Genomic DNA, 21,111 nt, shown 5'->3' on the forward strand with positions numbered 1-21,111 from the left:
GGACTACCGCTGGCTCAGCCCTGTTTTTTCAGCCTGGCAATTTCCGATGCCGGCAGCTGCGACGGCGCCCGCGGCAAGGGTACCTGACCTTCCTTCCGATAGAACGACAGCGTCGAACTGAAGCTCTTCACGTCAAAGGCTTCGGCCTGGCCCTGCGGGTTGACGCGCTCGCCAGAGACGTGGTCCTTGTGTTCGACGGCCACCACATAGGTGCCCTGCCAGGGCAGCTCGAAACTGACCTTGCCAGTCGCATCGGTGCGCCGGGTAAACACTTCACCGGAACCGGTTTCCAGCACCACGTCCTGATCGGCCAGGGGCTTGTTCGCATAGAACACCTGAAACTGCGCCTTGCCTGCATCAGCGACACCGGTGGGCACGATATCCAGGGTCAGTTCCGGGGGGCGCGCACGCAAGTCGCCGACCCAACGGGTGGCGGGCGTCCAGTAAGCCTTCAGGGTTTTATCGCCTTCGTGAAGGTCGAAGATCGGGTAATGCGCATCCTGGGCCAGCAGCGAGTCATCCGCTTTGGTTTGATGCGCCACCGCAAACGCCTGGCGCTGCAAGGTCAGGCTCAACGGTTGGGATTTGTTGCTGATCGACCAGCCCTTGAGTTGCCGGAACCGGTCCATCCCGCCCGGGGTGACTTCCAGCATGTTCTTGTCATATTCCCCGTAGTACAACGCCAGGGGTTGCCCCGGTGGCTGCTCGTACCAGATTTGATGCGCCTCGCTGCTGCTCGCCAGCATGAAGACGCCGTAACCCAACAGTGCTTTTTTTGCGTTGCTCATTCGCATTTTTTTGCGCTCCGATTGGTGTTGTTCCATGGATCGTTGCAGCCCTGCAACAACCTGCCCCTCTCTCTGAACGCAATTACAACGCAGGTTATTTTGCGCTTCGTCCCGAATTCATTGCTCATTACGTAAATGAAGACTGTTTTTGCCGCGTAAACAGCTCTTTATGCGGCCTGCGCCAGCGTGAAGCGTGCAGAGAGGTTCTGCGGCCCCCATGTCCAATCGAGGTGCATTCCCAAATACTTCATCGACAGACACGAAAAACCTGTGGGAGCGGGCTTGCCCGCGATAGCGGAATGTCAGTCAACGAATGTGTTGCATGTGACGCCGCCATCGCGGGCAAGCCCGCTCCCACAGGGAATGCGGCATCAGCCCGTCGCGCGCCTTTAAAAAAGGCGCGGCAGGCTGCCGGGGCATGGAATGGACGATGGATGTGTTCGCGGAGTCAGTTTCAGTGACGCAGTAATTTGCGCAGCGGCACGCCGTCCTTGAGCACGGGCGATTTGATGACGATGTAGCTGAAGTATTTGGAGATGCCGATGTTCTTGTCCAACAGGCTTTCAATCACTTCTTGATAGTGCTGGATGCTGCGGGTCATGAAGCGCACCAGGTAATCGTAGCCGCCGCTGATCAGGTGGCATTCGAGTACTTCATCGACCAGGCGGATATTGGATTCGAACTTGGCGAAGTCTTCGCGCTTGTGGTCGCTCAAGGTGATTTCGGTGAATACCGTGACCGAGTCGGTGATCTTGGCCAGGTTCAGGTGGGCCTTGTAGCTGGAAATATACCCGGCCGACTCAAGCCGTTTGACCCGTTGCAGGCAGGGGCTGGCCGATAGGCCCACGGCATCGGCCAGGCTGACGTTGGTCATGCGCCCGTCCTTTTGCAGCTCAACCAGAATGCTGATGTCGATCCGGTCCAGTTTTACTAAACCTTCCATTGCGTACCTCTTGACTGCCGTTTGTAAGACAATCTTCTAGCAAAATCAGCGCCGTAAAGACAGCTGATGCTGAGCCACCAGATCCGCCATGCTGTTGATGCAGTAATCCGCCGCGCACGGCGTCGGGTGTTTGCCCCGGCCGCGACAGATCAGGCAGACAGCGCCCGCCCCTTGTGGCCGGGCGGAAGGCCGGGTCACCTGGAGGATGGTTTTTACATCCAGCTCATTGGCCGCCAGCCAATCGTGATCCCGCAGCGGATTGCTGGCCAGAGAAATAAAATCGTCGGGCATGATCCCCAAGCGCTCGCACAGCAGGCCCCGATCCTCGGCATCGCGATCGCCATGCACCAGTAGCCGATAGAACTTGCGCAGGTACAGCATGGCGCCGGGCGCGTCTTCGAACAATGACCAACCCGCCACCGAGCGGGCAAAGCTCATGCCCTCCTCCCAACTGGCTTTGAGCCCCCAGCGCTCGGCCAATTGACGGTGGGCGAAGCACAGCAAGCCACTGAAACCCAGCTCGCCGAAGCGCGGGTACAGCGCATGCACCACTTCACTGAACTCGGCCAGCACCTGTGCCTTGTCCGGGTGACCGCCACGGCTGTCGAGCAGCGGCTGCAACGCCGTCCAGACCCCGGAATCGCGATCCACCAGGACCTCATCGCAATCGATCAGCAACGCTCGATAATCAGTCAGCCCCATGGTGTGTAAAGCCTCCGATGATGCATTCCATCAATCCATGCTCCATAAATGCTCACGGGCGATGCCTTGTGGCACCGCCCCGAGCAGGCGTGAGCTCAGTTCAAGACTCGTGCCAGTGCCGCGTCGAGAATCTGCAACGCTTCGTCCACCTGTGCTTCGCTGGTCACCAGCGGTGCGAGGAAGCGCAGCACGTTGCGGTACACGCCGCACTTGATCACCAGCAGGCCACCGGCCCGGGCTTCGTCGATCAGCCGTTGGTTGAGGTCGGCATCGGGGGTGCGCGCGTCATCATCCTTGATCAGCTCGATCGCCAGCATGAAGCCGCTGCCGCGCACGTCACCGATGCGCGGGTAACGGGCCTGCAAGCGCAACAGCCCTTCACGCAGGCGCTCGCCCAAGGCTTCGCCACGGGCCAGCAACTGCTCTTGCTCATAAGCCTCGATCACCGCCAGCGCCGCCGCGCACGACAGCGCGTTACCACCATAAGTCCCGCCAAGGCCGCCGGGCAATGGCGCGTCCATGATCTCGGCCTTGCCGACCACACCGGACAGCGGCAAGCCACCGGCCAGGCTCTTGGCCACGGTGACCAGGTCCGGCTGGATGCCGGCGTGCTGGAAGCCGAACCATTTGCCGGTACGACCGAAACCGGTCTGGATTTCATCGAGGATCAGCACGATGCCGTGTTTTGCAGTCAGGGCACGCAGGGCCTGAAGAAACTCTGTCGGTGCCGAGAGGAAACCGCCATCGCCCTGCACCGGTTCGATGATGATCGCCGCGACCCGCTCGGGCGCCACTTGAGTGGCCAACAATTCATCCAGCGCCTTGAGCGCCATGTCGCTGGTGACACCGCGATAGGCATTCGGATACGGGGTGTGGAAGACCTCCGGTGCGAACGGCCCGAAGTTCTGTTTATAAGGCTGGCTCATGCCAGTCAGCGTGGTGCCGAGCAAGGTCCGGCCATGGAATCCGCCGCGAAAGGCAATTACCGCCGAACGGTTGGTGTGGGCGCGGGCGATCTTCACCGCGTTTTCCACCGCTTCGGCGCCGGACGTGAAGAACGCCGCTTTATAAGATTCCTGGCCACCGATCATTTCGCACAGGCGCTGGGCCAGGTCGAGATAAGGCTTGTAGGCCACCACCTGGAAACAGGCGTGGGAGACTTTTTGCAGCTGCGCCTGCACCGCCGCGACCACCTTCGGGTGATTGTGACCGATGTTCAGCACACCGATACCGCCGACAAAGTCCAGGTAGCGCTTGCCGTCCACGTCCCACAATTCTGAACCTTGGGCCCGATCGATCACCAACGGATGCGCGGTAACCAGGCCACGTGGCACGAATTGATCGCGCTGACGGAGCAAATGAGGGGTTTCGTCGACTTTGCTGTTCATGGCATTTCCCATCGTGAGTCCGGCAACCGGGAAGTGGTTGCGATGGTGTTCAGGTTAAGGCTTGCGCGAAACGAACTACGCCGAACTTGCCCCCTGAGAAATTCGGATCGACTGTTTTCACCCCGCCAAACGGCAGATTCCTTCAGCCCGCCGAATCTGCCGGTGCGTGGCCGATACAACGTTACTCAACGCGTTAAACCCGCTGCTTTCGACAGATCCTGCGTTGGCGTTGCGCGATGATGGGCAGCCCCTTCACCTTTCAGGAATTGCCCATGGCCCTGCTGTATAAAGCTGACCCTGTGCGCGGCGAACAGTGGCAAGCGCTGTTCGCCGAACACGCCCCGGATATCGAATGGCGCGCGTGGCCGGACATCGGTGACCCGAAGGACATTCAGTACCTGGCCGCCTGGCAGGCACCCGACGATCTTGCGGTTGTGCTGCCCAATCTGCAGGTGCTGTTTGCCTTGTCCGCTGGCGTCGATCAACTCGACCTCAATCGCCTGCCGGCGAGCTTGCCGGTGGTGCGCTTGCTGGACCCCGGCATCACCCGTGGCATGTGCGAATACGCCAGTTTTGCCGTGCTCAGCCTGCACCGGGACATGCTGCGCTATCGCCAGCAACAAATGGCCCGCTGCTGGCAAGCGCACTTGCTGCAACCGGCCGCCAGGCGTCGGGTCGGGATCATGGGGCTCGGCGCTCAGGCGCAGCAGATTCTGGCAACCTTGCAACCGCTGGGTTTTGCCTTGTCAGGCTGGGCGCGCAGTGCCCATCAAATTCCGGGGGTCGATTGCTACGCCGGCAACCAGCAGCTGCCAGCGTTCCTCAGCCAGTGCGACATTCTGTTGTGTGTATTGCCGCTGACCGAACAGACCCAGGGCATTCTTGATCGCAGGTTGTTTGAACAACTGCCCCGTGGCGCAGCGCTGATCAACATGGGCCGTGGCGGGCATCTGGTGGAAGGTGATCTGCTCGAGGCGTTGGACAGCGGGCATTTGAGCGGCGCGGTGCTGGATGTGCTGCAGCAGGAACCGGCACCGGTGGATCATCCGTTCTGGCACCACCCGCAGATTCTGCTGACACCACACATCGCGGCGATGACCCAGCCAGATAGCGCCTTTGAGGTATTGCTGGAGAATATTCGCCGACATCAACGGGGGGAGCCGATGCTCGGGGAGATCGATCGGGCGCAGGGTTATTGATCGTTTTGTGGCGAGCGAGCTTGCTCGCGCTGGGCTGCGTAGCGGCCCCAAGAATCTGACAACCATTGCCGATTTTTGTGAGTGCTACGCACTCAAGCGGGAGCAAGCTCCCTCGCCACAGGTTTCTCTGACTTAAAAGGCACCCGCTATGTTTAGTGAGTTGCAGAAATACTGTTATCGCAGGAGAAGGACTGCCTTCCTTGCCGTATCAGTCGCTCCTGCATCCGCTGGCAACGCTCCCGTTCCTGCTGCATCGAACGATCGATGCTGATATTGCCGGTCTGCTCCGGTGGTTTGCCGTCGCCCAGGCGCACAGTCACCCAGGGCTGTTCCGGCTGGAGCTGAAAGCGGCTTTTTTCTTCGACGGGCGTGGTGGGTTTGGTGGTTTGGATCGCGGCCGGTTTCGGCAGTTGATCAGAGGTGACCCCGTAACGGGTCAGAATCGAGCTCTGAGGCAGTTCTGCGGCGGCGGTTGCCGATAACAAGGCCAGCGCCAGACCGAAGGTGTACCTCTTGCTGTTACTCACGTTGCAAAATCTCCTGTACTCAATGGCGGCATGCAGCACCGGCGTCATAGGGATAACGCGTGGATGGGCTGATGGTTTAGTGCCAGATTCCTGTTGGTGCAGGTATTGGAGTTCGAGAGTGACCGGTGGGTCACATAGACAGGCAGGTTTACCGCGTTATCGTTCATCGCGGGCAAGCCCGCTCCCACAGGGATTTGATGCGGACACAGATTTTGTGAACATCACCAACCACTGTGGGAGCGGGCTTGCCCGCGATAGGGCCCTGACAGGCGCCCCGCTACCCTCAGGCGATCACAATCGCGCTACCAGACAAACTGTCCAGCCCGACACCCACCAGGGTCACCGAATCAGTGCCAAATGTGAGCAACGTATCCTGCCCCACCGCCGTGGCATGGGCCCGATAATCTTCGTTTGGCGCAACGCCCTGAACCCCGAGGAACACCAGTTTGTCGTTGGTTTGATAACCCACCACCCGGTCCTGGCCAAACGCCCCGCTGAACAGGAACGTGTCGACCCCGCCGCCTGATACCAGCAGGTCATTACCCGCCCCGCCGACAAACACATCGTTGCCGATGCCGCCGATCAAATGGTCGTTGCCGTCCAGGCCAAACAGCCAGTCGCCGGTTGCATGCGCATTGAGGGTGTCGGCGCCGGTCGTGCCCTTCACGCTTGAGGCGTACTGGGTCAGGTTGCTGCCGGTCACAAGGCCATTGGCGGTGACGCTGTGGGTCACGTCATCCTTGAACACCCCCCAGAGAAAACCCGGCTCCTTGGTGACGATGCTGCCGATGTCGCGGGTGATGCTGATGCCGCCATTGGCGTCGCGCACGTACAGGTTGCCGGCACCGTCATTGGCAAAGGTGAAGTTCTTCACCGACTGTTGCAGGTCCAGCACGTTGCTGCCCTTGCCGCCCAACAGGATGTTGTAGCCACCGCCATCGCGGAAGGTGTCGTTACCGTCGCGGCCTTCCAGGTAGTCGTTGCCCTTGCCGCCCTGGATCAGGTCATTGCCGTCGCTGCCGATGATGAAGGTACTGCCTTTATGGGTTTCGGCGTTGCGGTTCAAGTCCTGGACCCAGGTGTTGCTGCGCGCCGGGTCCGAGAGGTTGGCGACGATGATGGTCGAATCCTTGCTGGTCAGGTCGTAGAACTGCGACTCCAGCACGCGGGTCATGCCGTCGCCGTAACCGGTGGGCAAGTGCGAGATCCAGGTGGGGATGTTGAGGATCGAATACGGCAGCACGTTCCACGCCGTCGAGGCGTAGTGGTCGTTGAAGCTGACGATGTTATCGGTCGTCGAATCCTTGGCGGCATCGTGCACGCCTACCGAGGCCAGGTTGAACGACGAGCCATCGAGGGCGCGGAACACCGGGTCGTTTTCATAACCGATGTTCAGCACTTTGTCGCTGCTGCTTTGGGTCGGTGAGGCGTAGGCGATGTAGTTGGAATCCTGGTAAAAACCGGACCACTTATCGCTGCTCAAGTCCGCCAGGCTATTGACCGCCAACCCGCCGAGGCTGTGGCCGCTGACCAGTACGTCCTTGCCCGACAGCCCATTGGCCTGGGCAAATGCTGCAACGTCACCGAGCAGATTGCCGAAGGCTTCACCTACGTAGTTTTTCGCATAATCCTTTGGCCCTAGCGCTGCCATCAGGTCGTTGATCACGTCGCCGATGGAGTCGCCGATCTGGATTTCCCGCGGGCCGCTGGTGCCGCGGAAAGCGATACCGATTTCGGTGAGATGGCCCTGGCCATCGTACTTGCCGAGGATCTCGACTTGAGCGCTGGTGTAACCGGCCTTCTCGCCGAAGAAGGTTCCACGAGCGTCGGTCTTGCCGTCATAGCCCAATTGCGCGGCGGTGATCGGCGTCCAGCCGGCTTTTTGCACGGCTTCGAGAGCGGCTTTTTCCGAATCGGGGTTCCAGGGAATGCCGGGAATGACGCCCTGGGAATCGGTGCCGCCGATCAGCGCGGTGACCAGAGTTGCCGGCAAGCCCAGGCCGAAGCCGTTTTGCTGGTAACCGGTGGCGAAACCGTTGTCGAGGTTGTGATAGGAATACAGCGTGATCGCCATGGCGTCGCTGAACAACGCCTTGGAGTCTGCTGTGCCGAAGTTCTTGTAGTCATACACACCCATTGGTATTGCCTCTCTCTTTGTTGGAATTGTCAGAGATAGCTCACAGCCAGGACGCCTCAATCACGAGGCGCCCCGGAGCCTTTAGTGCATGCAGCTTTTACGCAAACGTAATTCCCGAAGCCGAGAGATTATCCAGACCTACGCCCACCAGCGTTACGGCGTAATCGCCAATCTTGAGCACAGTGTCGTTGCCGGCCTGGGTCGCGTGCTGGGTGTAGTCATACCCCTGCCCCGCGCCCTGGACGCCCATGAACACCAGTTTGTCGCTGCCCTGATAACCATTGATCGCGTCGAAGCCGAAGGCCCCGCTGAACAGGAAGGTGTTGTTGCCGCCCCCCGAGGCCTGCATCACGTCATTGCCCGCGCCACCAACGAAGGTCACATGGCTTTTGTCGCTGCGTAGCAGATCGTCGCCGGCGTTGCCGAACAGCCAATCGCCATCCAGCGTCGCCGCCAGCGTGTTGCCGTAGGCATCACCGTTGAGCGAGTGGTTGTAGTGGGTCAGTTCCGTGCCGTTGAGCAAACCGTTGGCGGTGACGTTGTAGGTCACCTCCTTGCTGCCCCACCACGAACCCGACTCCTTGCTCACCAGCGCGCCAATGTCGCGGGTCATGCTGATGCCACCGTAGGCATCGCGCACGTACAGCGTGCCGTCGCCATCATTGGCAAAGCTGAAGTTCTGCAACGGTTTTTGCAGCTCGAAGGTGTTGCTGCCCTTGCCACCCAGCAGCAGGTTGTAGCCACCGTCATCGCGGAACCGGTCGTTACCGTCACGACCTTCGATGAAGTCATTTCCCGCGCCGCCCTTGAGCCAGTCGTTGCTGTCGGTGCCAATGATGAAGGTGCTGCCGGTGTGCGGCTCGCCGCTACGGCCCAGGTCCTCGACCCAGGTGCTGCCTCGGGACGATTCCGACAGGTTCGACACGATCAGCGTCGAGTCCTTGTCGGTGAGGTCGTAGAAGCGCGAGTCGATCACCCGGTTCAAACCGTCGGCATAGCCTAACGAACCGTGGGCCGACCAGTTCAGCGGATTGAGGATGCTGAACGGCACCAGGTTCTGCGCGGTGGAGGCGTATTGGTCATTGAAGTTGACGATGTTGTTGGTCGCCGACTCCTGATGACCGTCGTGCTTGCCCAGCGAGCCACTGCTGAAGGTGGTGCCGTCGAGCACTCGAAACACCGGGTCGTTTTCGTAGCCGATGTTCAGCACGTTGTTGCCGGTGGCGCTTTGGGTCGGAGAGGCGAAGGCGATGTAGTTGGCGTCCTTGAAAAAACCGCCCCAGTTATTGCCGCTCAACTCCGCGAGGCTGTTGACCCCCAACCCACCGAGGCTATGCCCGCTGACCAGCACGTCCTTGGCACTCAAGCCATGGGCGATGGCGAACGCGGCGACGCTTTTCAGCAAAGTATCGAAGGCGTTTTTCGCGTAGTTCGTCGCGTAATCCACCGGGCCGACCGCGGCCAGCAGATTATTTTTCATGTCGCCGAAGGTGTCGCTGTAGCCCAGGCCGCCGGTGCCACGGAAAGCGATTCCGATACCGATCAGCTTGCCTGCCCCGTCGTATTTACCGAGCACTTCGGCTTCGGCGCTGGTGAAGCCGTCCTTCTCGCCATAGAAGGTGCCTTGAGCCCCGACGTTGCCCTGATAGCCCAACGCTGCAGCGCCAATCGGCGCCCAAGCGGTCGCCGGCAGTGGCTGACCGGTGGGCGTGTACGCGTAGAGCGTCAGCGCGATCGCGTCGGAGTACAGCGCTTTGCCGGCCTCACTGCCGGCATTTTTGTAATCAAACAGTCCCATCTTCTTGCTTCCTTAGCGTCAAATCAGAACTGCCAGTCCAGGGTCAGGCCTACACCGTGGTCTTTTTCCCGGGAGCCGAGCAGCCCGTTGTAATCCAGGTTCAAACGGGTATCGCGGCCCAGCGCCAATCCGGCACGGGCACCGACCACCGCGGCATTGCGGTCCATGGACACGCTTTGCACGCTGAACGCGGTGTTGCCGTTGACGAAGGCCAGGTGGTCTTCGGAACGGGTGTTGCTCAGGTTGTGTTGCCAGCCGAGCGTGCCGGACAGTTCCAGCTGTTGCTGGTCGGACAACGCAATGGCTTTGCTCGCCCGCAAGCCAAGGGTCGAAAGCACCACGTCGCGGTTGTTTTCCCCGCCCTTGAGTGCAGCGGCGTCACCTTTTTCGCTGAAGCTTTCAGTGTTCAAGTGCACGTAAGCCAAGTTAACGAATGGCTCCAGAGCGATCGGTTGCAGGTCCAGGCGATACGCCGCTTCGGTGAACAGTTGCGCGGAGGTCGCATCGCGTTTGGATTTCTGCTTGCCGCTGACACCGTTAAATTGCAGGTCACGTTTGACGTCGATGCGATGCCAGCTGTAAGCGCCACCGACGCTCAGGCGCAACGCGTCGATTTCATGGCCCAGGTACGCACCCAAGTGGTAGCTGTCGACCGAGGCCGACGAATGTGTGCCATCGCCCATGCTCAACGAGCTGTCGCTATAACCGGTGACGAAACCCAGTCGGGTATCTTCAGTGATCAAGCCATCGACACCGGCCAGCAGCCCGCCAATGGAGCTGTTGGAACTGGCGTTATCATGCCCGCCATCGCTCTTGCCCCAGGCGCCGAGCACTTTGAGCCAGGCGTTGCTGCGGTCATCGGTGGGAGCCCCGGCGTCGAACAAATCGTGCTCACGCAGACGCTCGCCGACTGCATCGCGCAGGTAACGGCTGTCGTTAATCAGCAGCGTGCCGATTGCCGGATGAATCTCACCAGAGAGTTGCTGGAACGCTTGCTGCGCGACAGCGGCGGTCGGCGACAACAGCAGGGTTTCGTAGAGCGGATTGCCTGCGCCCAACTGCTCGGCGGCAGCGGCCACGGCGCGTTGGTTCGGGGTTTGGCCAACGCTGGTGAAGGAGGTCGCGTTGCGCACCACCGCCAATTGAATGCCGCCAGCGGAGTAGTCGAGGGTGCCGCCGAGGAACAGGTAGTCCGGCACCACCGCACCGAAACGCCCTTCGATTCCACCGGCCGCTTGCAGGATGTTGTACTGATTGCCGAGCAGAGATTTCGCTTCGCTGGTGGTCAGCAATGTCGGGCTGTTTTCCAGAGACAGGCTAACCGTTGCGCCTTCGATCACAGCCTTGCCGCCGGCAATGATCTGGTCGCTGCTGGTGGGCGACAGCTCTACGGCGTAGGTCGAGCCAGGCTCGAAAGTCACGTCGCCCGCCACCTGCAAGGTACCGATGGAGTTGCCGGGGGCCACGGTACCGCCGCTTTTCGCGGTCAGCGCCGCGATGCTGCCGTTACCGCCGAGGATCCCGCTGTCATTGACGGTGACGGCCGACAGCAGCGAACCGTTGATGGCCAATCGGCCCTGATTGACCAAGGTCGGGCCGGCGTAGGTATTGGCGCCGGTCAGCACCAGTGTGCCGATGCCCTGCTTGGTCAGGCCACCATGGCCGGAAATGTCGTTGCGCCAAACGTCGAGCCCGCAATGCACGTCATTGCACACACGCTCGGTGGGTTTGCCGGCGTCGATGATCGCGCCGATGCCTGGCAAGTCCGCGACAAACTGGCTGGAGCCGTAGGCGCCGTCGATGCGAAATTCTTCGGGAATGTCCTGCTCGGTCACGAACATCGCCGGGCCATCGATGCCTTTGCGCAGGTTGATCATGCCCCAGCCGTACAGCGAGTCGACGCCGGGTGCGCCGAGGTCGGTGGCGGTGGTGCGCAGTACGCTGGCGACTTGCGCGCCGGTCATGTACGGGAAGCGCTCCATCAATACCGCCACCGCGCCTGCTACGTGCGGCGCCGCCATGGAGGTGCCGTTGTAATTGGCGTAGCCGGTAGTCAGGTCATTGGCATTGGTGCCGCTGATGATCGAGCTGTAGATGCGGCTGCCCGGTGCCGATACGCAGAAGCTCGCGGTGTAGCCGCAGCGTGACGAAAACGTACTGATGTTGTAAGGGTCGGGGCTGCTGGTGTCCGGATTCCTCTGCAACGCGGCGACGGTCATCCAGTTCGGCGCGATCTCCGGGACGAAGTAGCCGAGGCCGGCGATGGCGTCCGGGTTGTTGAGGTTGTAGTCGTTGCCGGCTGCGAAGATCGTGACGATGCCGCTGCGGGCCGCCGCGATTGCGCCGTTGTAGGCACCGCCGGGTTTGGTCCCCAGCAAGGTCTGGATCTCGTTGAACTGCAGTTGCGCGTCTTGCATGGTGAAGTGCGGGTACGCCGGGTCCCGACCACCCAGGTCGAAGCGATCAGTGATGCCGATGCCCCAGCTGTTGTTGATGATCCGCGCGCCGCTGGCGATCAGGGCATCCCAACCGGCCTTGTACACCGCGCCGTCGTTGCCGCGAATGATCCCGTCTTCCGGGCCCGGGTCGCCGTTGTCGGCGCTGATGATTTGCGCACCAAAGGCGACGCCGTGCATCGGCCCGCCATCGCGACTGCCCGCGGCGATCCCGCCAACGTGAGTGCCGTGGGCACCGAGTTTGCCGTTGGAGCCCACCGAGGGCGAACCGTCATACAAAAAGGCATCCCCGGCTTTGACCGGAATGTACGGGTCGGTGTATTCGCGGATGCCACTGGTGACCAGGGTTATCACCTTATTGGCCCCGGAAAACTCCGGGTGCAAGGCGTAAACCGGTTGATCGAAAATCCCCAGCTTCACGCCTTTGCCGGTGTAACCGGCGGCATAGGCCTCCTGAGCGTTGATCGCCCCCAGCCCCCAATCGGCGTTGAACTCGGTGCTGCGCCAGCTATCGGGATCACCTGTCCTGCCGTTTTCCACGTAGGGCGCCGCGTGTGCGGTGCCCAGGGTGGCCAATGCGCAGAGCAAGGCGCGATTGAGGTTTTTTAAAGTAGTAAACGTGCTGCCCGACCGAGCGGGCGAATTGTTGTTTTCAGCTCTCATCCAGCGACCATCCTTAGTTATGTTGCCAAAATCCTTGTGCCTCAAGGCCTGCCCAATCCTGCCAGTCAAGGCGCGGAACCTGTGGGAGCGGGCTTGCCCGCGAAGGCGGTTTGCCAGACAACATTAATGTCGACTGATACGCCCTCTTCGCGGGCAAGCCCGCTCCCACATGGATTGCGCCAAGCCCCCTCGCCACAACCGGTGTTTACCGGATTAAAACTGCCAATTGAGACTCAGCCCGACGCCGTGGCTCCTCTCGCGGTTGGCCAGTTGGCCGGTGTAATCGAGGTTCAACCGAACATCCCGGCTCAAGGCCAGGCTGGCATGGGCGCCCACCAGCGCCGCATCGCGAACCAGTGGCGAGCTTTGAACCACGAACGGAGTGCCACCGCTGGCAAACGCCAGGTGTTCCTCGGAATCGGTGTTGCTCAGGTTGTGCTGCCAACCGAGGCTGCCGCTCAGGTCCAGCTGTTGCTGACCGGACAGCGTTACTGTTTTCAGTGCGCGTACGCCCAGGGTGCTGAGTACCGCGTCACGCCGGTCGCCGCTGTTTTTGAGCGCCGCTGCGTCACCTTTTTCGGTGAAGCCCTCGGTGTCGAGGTGCACGTAAGCCAGATTGGCGAATGGCTCCAAGGCCAGTGCTTGCAGGTTCAAGCGATAGGCCGCTTCGCCGAATAGCTGGGTGGTCCCGGCGTCGACTTTGGCTTTCTGTTTGGCGCTGACGTCGCCGTATTGCAGGTCACGTTTGACGTCGGCCCGATGCCGGCTGTAGGCCCCCCCGGCACTCAGGCGCCAGGCGCCTATTTCGTGGCCGGCATAGGCGCCCAGGTGATAGCTGTCGACCTGCCCTGATGAATGAGTTCCGGAGCCCATGCTGGCCGAGCTGTCGCTATAACCGGCGACCAGGCCGACACGGGTTTCGTCATCCACTGCGCCATCGACACCGGCCAACAAACCGCCAATCGACGTGGTGTAGCCGGCGGTGTCATGGCTGTCATCGGTCTTGCCCCAGGCGCCCAGTGCTTTGATCCAGCCGTTGCTTCGGGAACCGCTGGCTTCGTTGAGACGCTCACCGACCGCATCGCGCAGATAGCGACTGTCATTGATCAACACCGAGCCCAGCGCCGGGTAGATTTCCCCCGACAACTGCTGGAAGGCCTGTTGCGCTGAACTGGCGGTCGGCGACAGCAATAGGCTTTCGTAGACGGCGTTACCCGCGCCAAGCCCTTCCACAGCGGCCGCGACATTACGCTGGTTCGGCGTTTGCCCGACGCTGGCGAAGGTCGTGGCGTTACGCTCAACGCTCAACTGAATGCCAGTCACGGCGTAATCGAGGCTGCCGCCGATGAACAGGTAGTTGGGCAGCACCGCGCCGAACTGGCCTTGAATCCCGCCCGCCGCTTGCAAGATGTTGTACTGATGGCCCAGCAGGCTTTGCACTTGTTGGGTGCTGAGCAAGGTCGGGCTGTTTTCCAGGGACAGGCTCACGGTAGCGCCGCTGATCGTGGCCGTACCGCTGGTAATAATCTGGTCGCTGCTGGTGGGTGACAGTTCGACGGCATAAGTCGAACCTGGCGCAAACGTCACATCGCCACTGACTTGCAACGTACCGATGGAGTTACCGGGCGCCACTGTACCGCCGGCATTGGCGGTCAAGGCAGCAATCCGTCCGTTACCGCCGAGGGTGCCGCTGTCATTGACGGTCACCGCCGACGTCAGCGAGCCGTTCACCGCCAGCAAACCGCCGTTGACCGTGGTCGGGCCGCGATACGTGTTGTCGCCCGTGAGCATCAACCGCCCGGCACCGGACTTGATCAGGCTGCCTTCGTAGACTCGGTTGGCGGCGGCGGAATCGCGAGCGGTGCCCACCGCATAATCGGTCTGATCCTGCTGACTGGCGCCAGCCGCGATACCGTTCTCCCAGCCTTTGTCCTTCAACGTCTGTTGCCAGGCGCTGCGTTCGGCGGCGTCTTCGGACTGACGCTGAATCAGCGCCTTGTCCGAAATGTCATTGCTCCAGACATCGCTTTGCCCGGCCCCCAGATTGGCGTCGAACGACCCGAGCAATTGCCCCGGCCCGCGCATCGCCCGTTCGAGGTTGGCCACGCCCCAACCGATGCGCGTACTCGGTGCCTCGGTGATCGAGCCGTCGAGCTGGGTCGCGGTGGTCAGCAGCACCTCCAGCGCCTGCTGGTTGTTCATGTACGGATAGCGTTCCATCACCAGTGCCAGTGCCCCGGTGGCATGCGGCGCGGCCATGGAGGTACCGGACTTGATCGCGTAACCGCCACCGGGAATGGTGCTGTCGATCTTCGCGCCCGGGGTGGTGATACACCAATACTTGGCGATCCCGCACTGGTTGTATTTCTGCTGGTTGCTTTGATCCAGCCCCGACACCGCCAGCCAGTGGCCTTCCAGGTCGGGTTGAAAATACGGCAAGGCCGAACGCACGCTGGCATTCGGGTAACCGCTGTTGCCGGCGCTGAACACATTGATCACTCCGCGACGCGAAACGTCGGCGGCGGCGTCGAGCCAGGTGCCTTTGTTCCAGTGCTGGGCGTAGGCAGCATGCAGATCGTCGAGGGTTCGGTAGTTGACGTCTGGCGGCTGGCTGCCCCAGCTGTTGTTGATCGCGCGGACACCGGCATCCGCCAGGGCGTTATAGACCGCTTTGAAGTAGCGCGGGTCGGGGTTGGGGCCAAACAGGAAACTATCGTTCTTGTTGGTGTTGCCGACGTAGATTTGCGCGTTGTACGCCACACCGTGCATGCCGGTGCCATCCCGGGAAGCGCCCATGGTGCCGGTGACGTGGGTGCCGTGGGAGTCGTTGTTGGTGTTGAGCGTGCCGTCGACGTTGAACGCTGAGCCGTCGACATAGCTGCCGCTGGCCGTCACCGCGTGATAACGGTCTGCGGCAAATTCGGGATGGCTGGAATCGAAACCGGAATCCAGCGCGCCGATTTTCACGCCCTTGCCGGTGATGCCGGCGGCATAGGCTTGATCGGCCTGCATGCGCGCCAGTCCCCAATCGCGCTGGAACTCTGTCGAGCGCCAACTGGCTGCGTCGCCGGGTTTGCCGGTTTCCAGATAAAGCGCCTGGGCTGGGCCTGGTACTGATGAAATCAGGAGCAATAGCGTGCCGACCGACATCGGCTTGATCTGTACATCCATGTGCATGACTCTCGCTTTCTTGGCGTTTTTAGAGTTGTAGTCCCCAGTCCTGGGGCGGCGGTGCTGTGTTTCTGTGTTTCTGTGTTTCTGTGTTTCTGTGTTTCTGTGTTTCTGTGGCGAGGGAGCTTGCTCCCGTTCGGTTGCGCAGCAACCGCCATTGGGCCTGCTTCGCAGTCCAGCGGGAGCAAGCTCCCTCGCCACAATGTTTTCTATGCGCTACTGAGCTTTCGAGCCCTGGCCGAAGGCCTCATCCACCTTGGCCAGGTCCTGGTCGCCCAAGGTTCCGGCGTAGTAATGCAATTTGGTCCAGGCCATCAAATAGTCGTAGCGCGCCTGGGCCAGGTCCCGGCGGGTGGTAAACAGTTGTTGTTCGGCATTCAGCGCATCGAGGTTGACCCGTTCGCCGCCCAAAATGCTTTGTTTGGTCGAGATCACTAGCGCTTCCGCCGACGTCAACGCCTTCTGATAAGCCCGCAGTTTATTAACCCCCGACAGGCAGGCGCTGAACTGGCGGCGCAACTGGATCAAGGTTTCCCGGGTCTTGCCATCCAGCTCGTACTCGGCCTGTTCCATGGTGCGGCTGGCTTGCCGGGTCGAGGCCGAGACGCCGCCGCCGGCATACAGCGGCACGTTGACTTCAATGCCAATGGTGTTGGTGTCGTAGCGCTGGTTGTAGGTGTTGCCGCTTTCCGATTCGTTCTGGCGCACCGAGGCATAGGCGCTGACTTTTGGCAGGTGGCCGGCGCGGTTGCGTTCGACTTCGTAGCGCGCCACTTCCACCGCCTGGCGCTGGGAGGCCAGGTTCGGGTTGTTGGCCACCGCCATCTCGTGCCAGGTGTCGTAATTGGCCGGTTGCAGGGTGAAGGTCTGGAAGTTCTGATCCAGTGGTGTCAGGTCGGCAATGTCGATGGTCGGCACGCCAATCAGTGCGCCCAGCTCACGCAGGGCCGCATCCTGCTCGTCCCGCGCCTCGATTTCCTCGGCGGTCGCCAGTTCATAACGTGACTCGGCTTCGAGGATATCGGTGCGCGTGCCTTCGCCTTGGCGGAACATTTGCTCGTTCTGCTGAAACTGCTGCTCGAAGGCTTTTTTCTTGGCCCGGGCAATGTCGATCTGATCCTGAGCGAACAGCGCCTTGGTGTAATTCTCCAGCACGCGAACCAGCAGCTCCTGGCTCTTGCCACGAAAGTTTTCGTCAGCGAACAGCGATTGCGCCACGCCTTTGCGGTACGCCGCGTACGCCTCGTAGTCGAGCAGCGGCTGTTGCAGGGTCAAGGTCGAGCCGTAACTGCTGTAGTTGCGGTCCTCGGTGAAGTCTGGTCTCCCCTCATTAATTTGAGTGACCTTGGAGGTGTTACGCCCCTTGTTGTAGTTGTAACCAATCCTGGGTAGCAGCCCGGCGCGGCCGATGGCACGGTTTTCAAGGCCGGCATCGCGCTCCTTGATGGCGCCGAGGAACACCGGATCATTGCGTAGGGCTTGCTCATAAATGTCGAAGGGCCCCATGGCCATCGCACTGTTGCCCGTCAGCAACGCCAGGGTCGCTGCGAGCAGGGAAAGCTTATTCATACAGCCGAACATCCTTATTCCTCGGTCAACGCGGAGCCTGCCCGGTCGAGCAGCGGTTTGAACAAATAGTTGAGGAGTGAACGTTCACCGGTACGCACGAACATTTCTGCCGGCATGCCCGGTTTGATCACCAGACCGTTGAGTTTTTCCATGGCCTGATCACTGACGCTGCTGCGCAGCACGTAGTACGGCACACCGGTTTTTTCATCGACCATCTGGTCGGCGGAGATCAGGCTGACTTCGCCGGGAACTCGCGGGGTACGGCTCTGGTTGAACGCGGTGAACAGAATGTCCACCGGCAAGTGCGTGCCGACCTTGTCGATCAGGTTAATCGGCAGGTGCCCTTCCACTTCCAGGCGTGTGCCTTGCGGGACGATCTCCAGCAGCGTGTCGCCCTGACGCACCACCGCGCCTTCGGTATGAACCCCAAGGTTGACGGCGATGCCGTCGGCGGTGGCGATGATTTCGCTGTGTTGCAGGTCGAAGCCGGCAGAGGTCAATTGCTCTTCCAGGGTCACGCTTTTGAGTTGCGCGTCGGCCAGTTGGCTGCGGACTTCCTTCTGGTATTCCTCGCTGTGCTGTTGCAGTTTCAGCCGGGACTCAAGGATGCCCTGCTCCACCCGACCGCTTTCGCCGGAGTTTTCTGCCAGCTGTTGCTGCACTTGCGACAACTGACGCTGGTAATCCATCAAGCGGTTGCGCGGGATGTAGCCGTTGTCCGCCAAGGGCTGAAGATTGCTCAACTGTTGTTGCAGGGAACTGGCCTGGGCCGTCAGGTCGATGCGTGCGCGGCGCATGCCGGCCAGTTGCGCGCTGGCGCCTTCGATGTTCGCGCGCAGGGCCGCTTGCTCACGGGAAAAGGCTTCGCGACGGCTGCTGAACAATTGCCGTTGGCCTTCGAGCACCAGGGCCAGACGCGGGTCAGGATCGTTGCTCAGTTCGGCGGGGAAATTCACCTGCTTGAGGTTGTCCCGCTCACTCTGCCAGCGTGCCAGGCTGGCCCAGGCCATGCGGTACTGCGCTTGCAGCGATTGCACGTCGGCCGCGACCTGGGTCTGGTCGAGACGAAACAGTGGCTGGCCCTGCTTCACCACCTGCCCTTCGCGCACCAGAATCTGGCTGACCACGCCGCTGCTCATTGACTGCACGGCTTTGCGCTTGCCCGAAACCACGACGGTCCCCTGCACCGGAATGCCTTGATCGAGCGGCGCGAGGCTCGCCCACGTGAAGAAACTGCCGGCACCGACAATCGCCAGAATCCAGCCCATGCGGGCGAAGAAACGCGCGTCGCGCTCAGGGCGTTCGGCGATGTAGTCGTGTTCCATCGTCGCTTCGCTGTCGTCGTTCATGCGTGTGCTGCTCATACACCCGAATTCCTTGTCGTGGGCTGATACTGCCGGCTCATGCTGAGCCCGCCCGGTGCCTGTGCAGTTTTTTCACGTTGCTGCTCCTGAGCGCCGGACAGCGCCTTGAGCACTTCCTGGCTTGGACCAAAGGCCTGCAAACGACCTTCGTTGAGCACCAGCAACTTGTCGGCCTGGGCCAGGGCTGAAGAGCGATGGGTAACCAGAATCACGCTGGTGCCCCGGGCCTTCATGTGCGCGATGGCGCCGGCCAATGCCGCTTCGCCGACGGTGTCGAGGTTGGAGTTCGGTTCATCCAGCACCACCAGGCTAGGATTGCCGTACAGCGCGCGAGCCAAGGCTACGCGTTGCTTCTGGCCACCGGACAAGCCGCTGCCGTCCTCGCCCAGCACGGTGTCGTAGCCTTGCGGCATGCGCAGGATCAGTTCATGAACGCCGGCCTGTTGCGCGGCTTCGACGACTTTTTGCGGATCCGCCTCACGGAATCGAGCGATGTTCTCGGCGATGCTGCCGCTGAACAGTTCGATGTCCTGGGGCAGATAACCGATGTAAGGGCCGAGGTCGTCGCGGTTCCAGCGATGAATGTCCGCGCCATCGAGCCGCACCGTGCCGCCGAGCGTCGGCCAGACGCCGACCAGCACTCGGGCCAGGGTCGATTTACCCGAACCGGAAGCACCGAGTACGCCCAGCACTTCCCCGGCGCCCAGGTTGAAATTGACCATGTGCAAGGTCGCTGCCCGTTGCCCCGGCGGGCCGGCGCTGACTTGCTCGAAGGTGATCTGGCCTTTCGGCGCCGGCAGCGCCATGGCCTCGTCAGTCGGCGGGTAGGCTTGTAGCAAGGCGTCAAGACGGCGGTAAGCGAGTTTGGCGCCGCTCCACTGTTTCCACACGGCGATCAACTGATCGATGGGGCTCAGCACCCGTCCCATCAGGATGGAGCCGGCGATCATCATCCCGGCGGTCATATCACCCTGAATCACCAATAAGGCGCCCAACCCCAGGACCAGGGATTGCAGGCACAGGCGCAGGGTTTTGCTCAGGGAACTGATGACCGCGCCGGTGTCACTGGCCTGATTCTGCAAGCCGAGAAAACGCGAGTGCACCTGGAACCAGCGCTTGCGCAAGACACCGAGCATGCCCATGGCCTGAATGGTTTCGGCGTTGTGCAGGTGACTGGTGGCCAGTTGGCTGGATCTTTGGGAAAAACCCGCGGCTTCGCCCAAAGGCTTTTTGGTCATGGCCTCGTTGAGGCAGGCCAGCCCGATCAGCAGTACCGCGCCCGCGGTGGCCAATACGCCGAGCCAGACGTTGAACAGAAAGATCACAAACAGATACACCGGAAACCACGGTGCGTCGAAGAAGGCAAACAGCGCCGGGCCGGTGACGAATTGGCGAATATGGGTCAAGTCGCCCAGGGATTGCCCCGCGTTGCCCTCGCCCTTGAACAGGTTGCGCTCGAAAGCGGCTTGATACACCCGCAGGTTGAAGCGGCGCTCCAGTTGGCTGCCGATACGGATAACAATGAAGCTGCGCACGATTTCCAGCAAACCGATAAAAGCGAAGAACCCGACCACCATCAACGACAACATTGCCAAGGTGGTTTCGTTTTGCGAAGACAGTACCCGGTCATAGACCTGCAGCATATAAATCGACGGGACCAACATCAGCACATTAATCAGTGCGGTAAAACACCCGACGCTGATCAGGATGCTCTTATAGTCGCCCAGTGCCTTGAATAACGGTGCGGTGGCCGGACTCTTCGCCATCTTCATTGGTTTTTCCTGAGGTATTAATCCTCGCCTTACTTGACGAGGTTCCAATTAACTGTCCGCACATGGGTCGAGACGTTCTTTTGCCGATATCGCTTACACATTAATAACAACTCTTTGTTTTCTTCAAAGAGCTCCGGTTATTGATCTGCTGCTTATAACGGCAATAACGAGCTTTATATTCAGCGCCTGGCGCCTGTCCGACATTTTTCACTTAATGCGCAGTGTGCTCGAGCGTAATGATCAGACCTGACTTCAAGGTGCTTTTATAAAGCCCCTCACGCTGTCGGCTGAAAAACACAATTCTTGAGCCTTCTTTACCGGTCACGGCAATGCCATCCGGTTCCGGGAACCAGCCAATCGCCGAATCGTTCAGCCAGGCACCGAGGCAGGCGGCCCCCTCGCCCAGGGTCTGGTTCAAATTGAACTCGATCGTGCAAACATTCGACGGTTTGTCCTGCAGCGCCTGGGACTCGGGGGAGTCTTGCGCGGTATTCAAGGTGGCCTGCCATTTCCCGGCGAGTTCCGACGGGTCGGCTAATTTCAGACTGCTTGCCATGGCTACCTCTCCAAGAAACATCATCAGCGTTGGCAACAGCCACGCGGTTGCTTTGTAAGTAAAAGCGTTCTGGATCAT

At 60.8% G+C, this 21,111-nt stretch carries 14 protein-coding genes; 1 reads left to right on the forward strand and 13 read right to left on the reverse strand.

The genetic code is table 11. The features are described from left to right. Positions 1-14: 14 nt before the first annotated feature. From AC1RQB_RS03305 to gabT, 4 genes are all read right to left on the reverse strand, one after another. Positions 15-788 (reverse strand): DUF4198 domain-containing protein, encoded by a 774-nt coding sequence (locus AC1RQB_RS03305; RefSeq protein ID WP_241824492.1) that lies wholly within the window; start codon positions 786-788, stop codon positions 15-17. 454 nt (positions 789-1,242) lie between these two features. Beyond that, positions 1,243-1,731, reverse strand: a complete 489-nt coding sequence (locus AC1RQB_RS03310) for an Lrp/AsnC family transcriptional regulator (RefSeq protein WP_008055821.1) — start codon at positions 1,729-1,731, stop codon at positions 1,243-1,245. A gap of 45 nt (positions 1,732-1,776) precedes the next feature. Further along, on the reverse strand, positions 1,777-2,433 hold the full coding sequence (locus AC1RQB_RS03315) for an HAD family hydrolase (RefSeq protein ID WP_008076616.1): 657 nt from the start codon (positions 2,431-2,433) through the stop codon (positions 1,777-1,779). Between the two features lie 95 nt (positions 2,434-2,528). Next, complete coding sequence (gene gabT, locus AC1RQB_RS03320; protein WP_032830786.1) at positions 2,529-3,821, reverse strand: 4-aminobutyrate--2-oxoglutarate transaminase; 1,293 nt, start codon at positions 3,819-3,821, stop codon at positions 2,529-2,531. A gap of 272 nt (positions 3,822-4,093) precedes the next feature. Here gabT and AC1RQB_RS03325 point away from each other — a divergent pair, with 272 nt between their 5' ends. Further along, on the forward strand, positions 4,094-5,020 hold the full coding sequence (locus AC1RQB_RS03325; RefSeq protein ID WP_063343965.1) for a 2-hydroxyacid dehydrogenase: 927 nt from the start codon (positions 4,094-4,096) through the stop codon (positions 5,018-5,020). A gap of 152 nt (positions 5,021-5,172) precedes the next feature. Here AC1RQB_RS03325 and AC1RQB_RS03330 read toward each other — a convergent pair whose 3' ends face one another. From AC1RQB_RS03330 to AC1RQB_RS03370, 9 genes are all read right to left on the reverse strand, one after another. After that, the gene (locus tag AC1RQB_RS03330) at positions 5,173-5,547 is read right to left on the reverse strand and encodes a hypothetical protein (protein ID WP_063343676.1); all 375 of its coding nucleotides are present in this window, start codon (positions 5,545-5,547) and stop codon (positions 5,173-5,175) included. A 283-nt stretch (positions 5,548-5,830) separates the two neighbouring features. Continuing rightward, the gene (locus tag AC1RQB_RS03335) at positions 5,831-7,684 is read right to left on the reverse strand and encodes a polyurethane esterase (protein ID WP_063343675.1); all 1,854 of its coding nucleotides are present in this window, start codon (positions 7,682-7,684) and stop codon (positions 5,831-5,833) included. Positions 7,685-7,781: 97 nt separating this feature from the next. Next, the gene (locus AC1RQB_RS03340) at positions 7,782-9,482 is read right to left on the reverse strand and encodes a polyurethane esterase (protein WP_063343674.1); all 1,701 of its coding nucleotides are present in this window, start codon (positions 9,480-9,482) and stop codon (positions 7,782-7,784) included. Between the two features lie 23 nt (positions 9,483-9,505). Beyond that, the gene (locus AC1RQB_RS03345; protein WP_063343673.1) at positions 9,506-12,601 is read right to left on the reverse strand and encodes an autotransporter serine protease; all 3,096 of its coding nucleotides are present in this window, start codon (positions 12,599-12,601) and stop codon (positions 9,506-9,508) included. Between the two features lie 213 nt (positions 12,602-12,814). Beyond that, positions 12,815-15,772: an autotransporter serine peptidase EprS gene (gene eprS / locus AC1RQB_RS03350; RefSeq protein WP_063343964.1), complete on the reverse strand. Its 2,958-nt coding sequence runs from the start codon at positions 15,770-15,772 to the stop codon at positions 12,815-12,817. 216 nt (positions 15,773-15,988) lie between these two features. Next, entirely contained in the window at positions 15,989-17,353 is a 1,365-nt protein-coding gene (locus AC1RQB_RS03355) for a TolC family outer membrane protein (protein ID WP_063343672.1), read from the reverse strand. A 2-nt stretch (positions 17,354-17,355) separates the two neighbouring features. Further along, on the reverse strand, positions 17,356-18,705 hold the full coding sequence (locus AC1RQB_RS03360) for an HlyD family type I secretion periplasmic adaptor subunit (RefSeq protein WP_063343671.1): 1,350 nt from the start codon (positions 18,703-18,705) through the stop codon (positions 17,356-17,358). Next, on the reverse strand, positions 18,702-20,477 hold the full coding sequence (locus AC1RQB_RS03365; RefSeq protein ID WP_063343670.1) for a type I secretion system permease/ATPase: 1,776 nt from the start codon (positions 20,475-20,477) through the stop codon (positions 18,702-18,704). Before AC1RQB_RS03365 ends, AC1RQB_RS03360 begins: the two co-directional genes overlap by 4 nt. A 211-nt stretch (positions 20,478-20,688) precedes the next feature. Further along, a complete protein-coding gene (locus AC1RQB_RS03370; protein ID WP_063343669.1) occupies positions 20,689-21,111 on the reverse strand; it encodes an AprI/Inh family metalloprotease inhibitor in 423 nt (140 codons plus the stop codon).

The sequence above is a fragment of the Pseudomonas sp. GW822-FHT02E03 genome, from assembly GCF_058802325.1.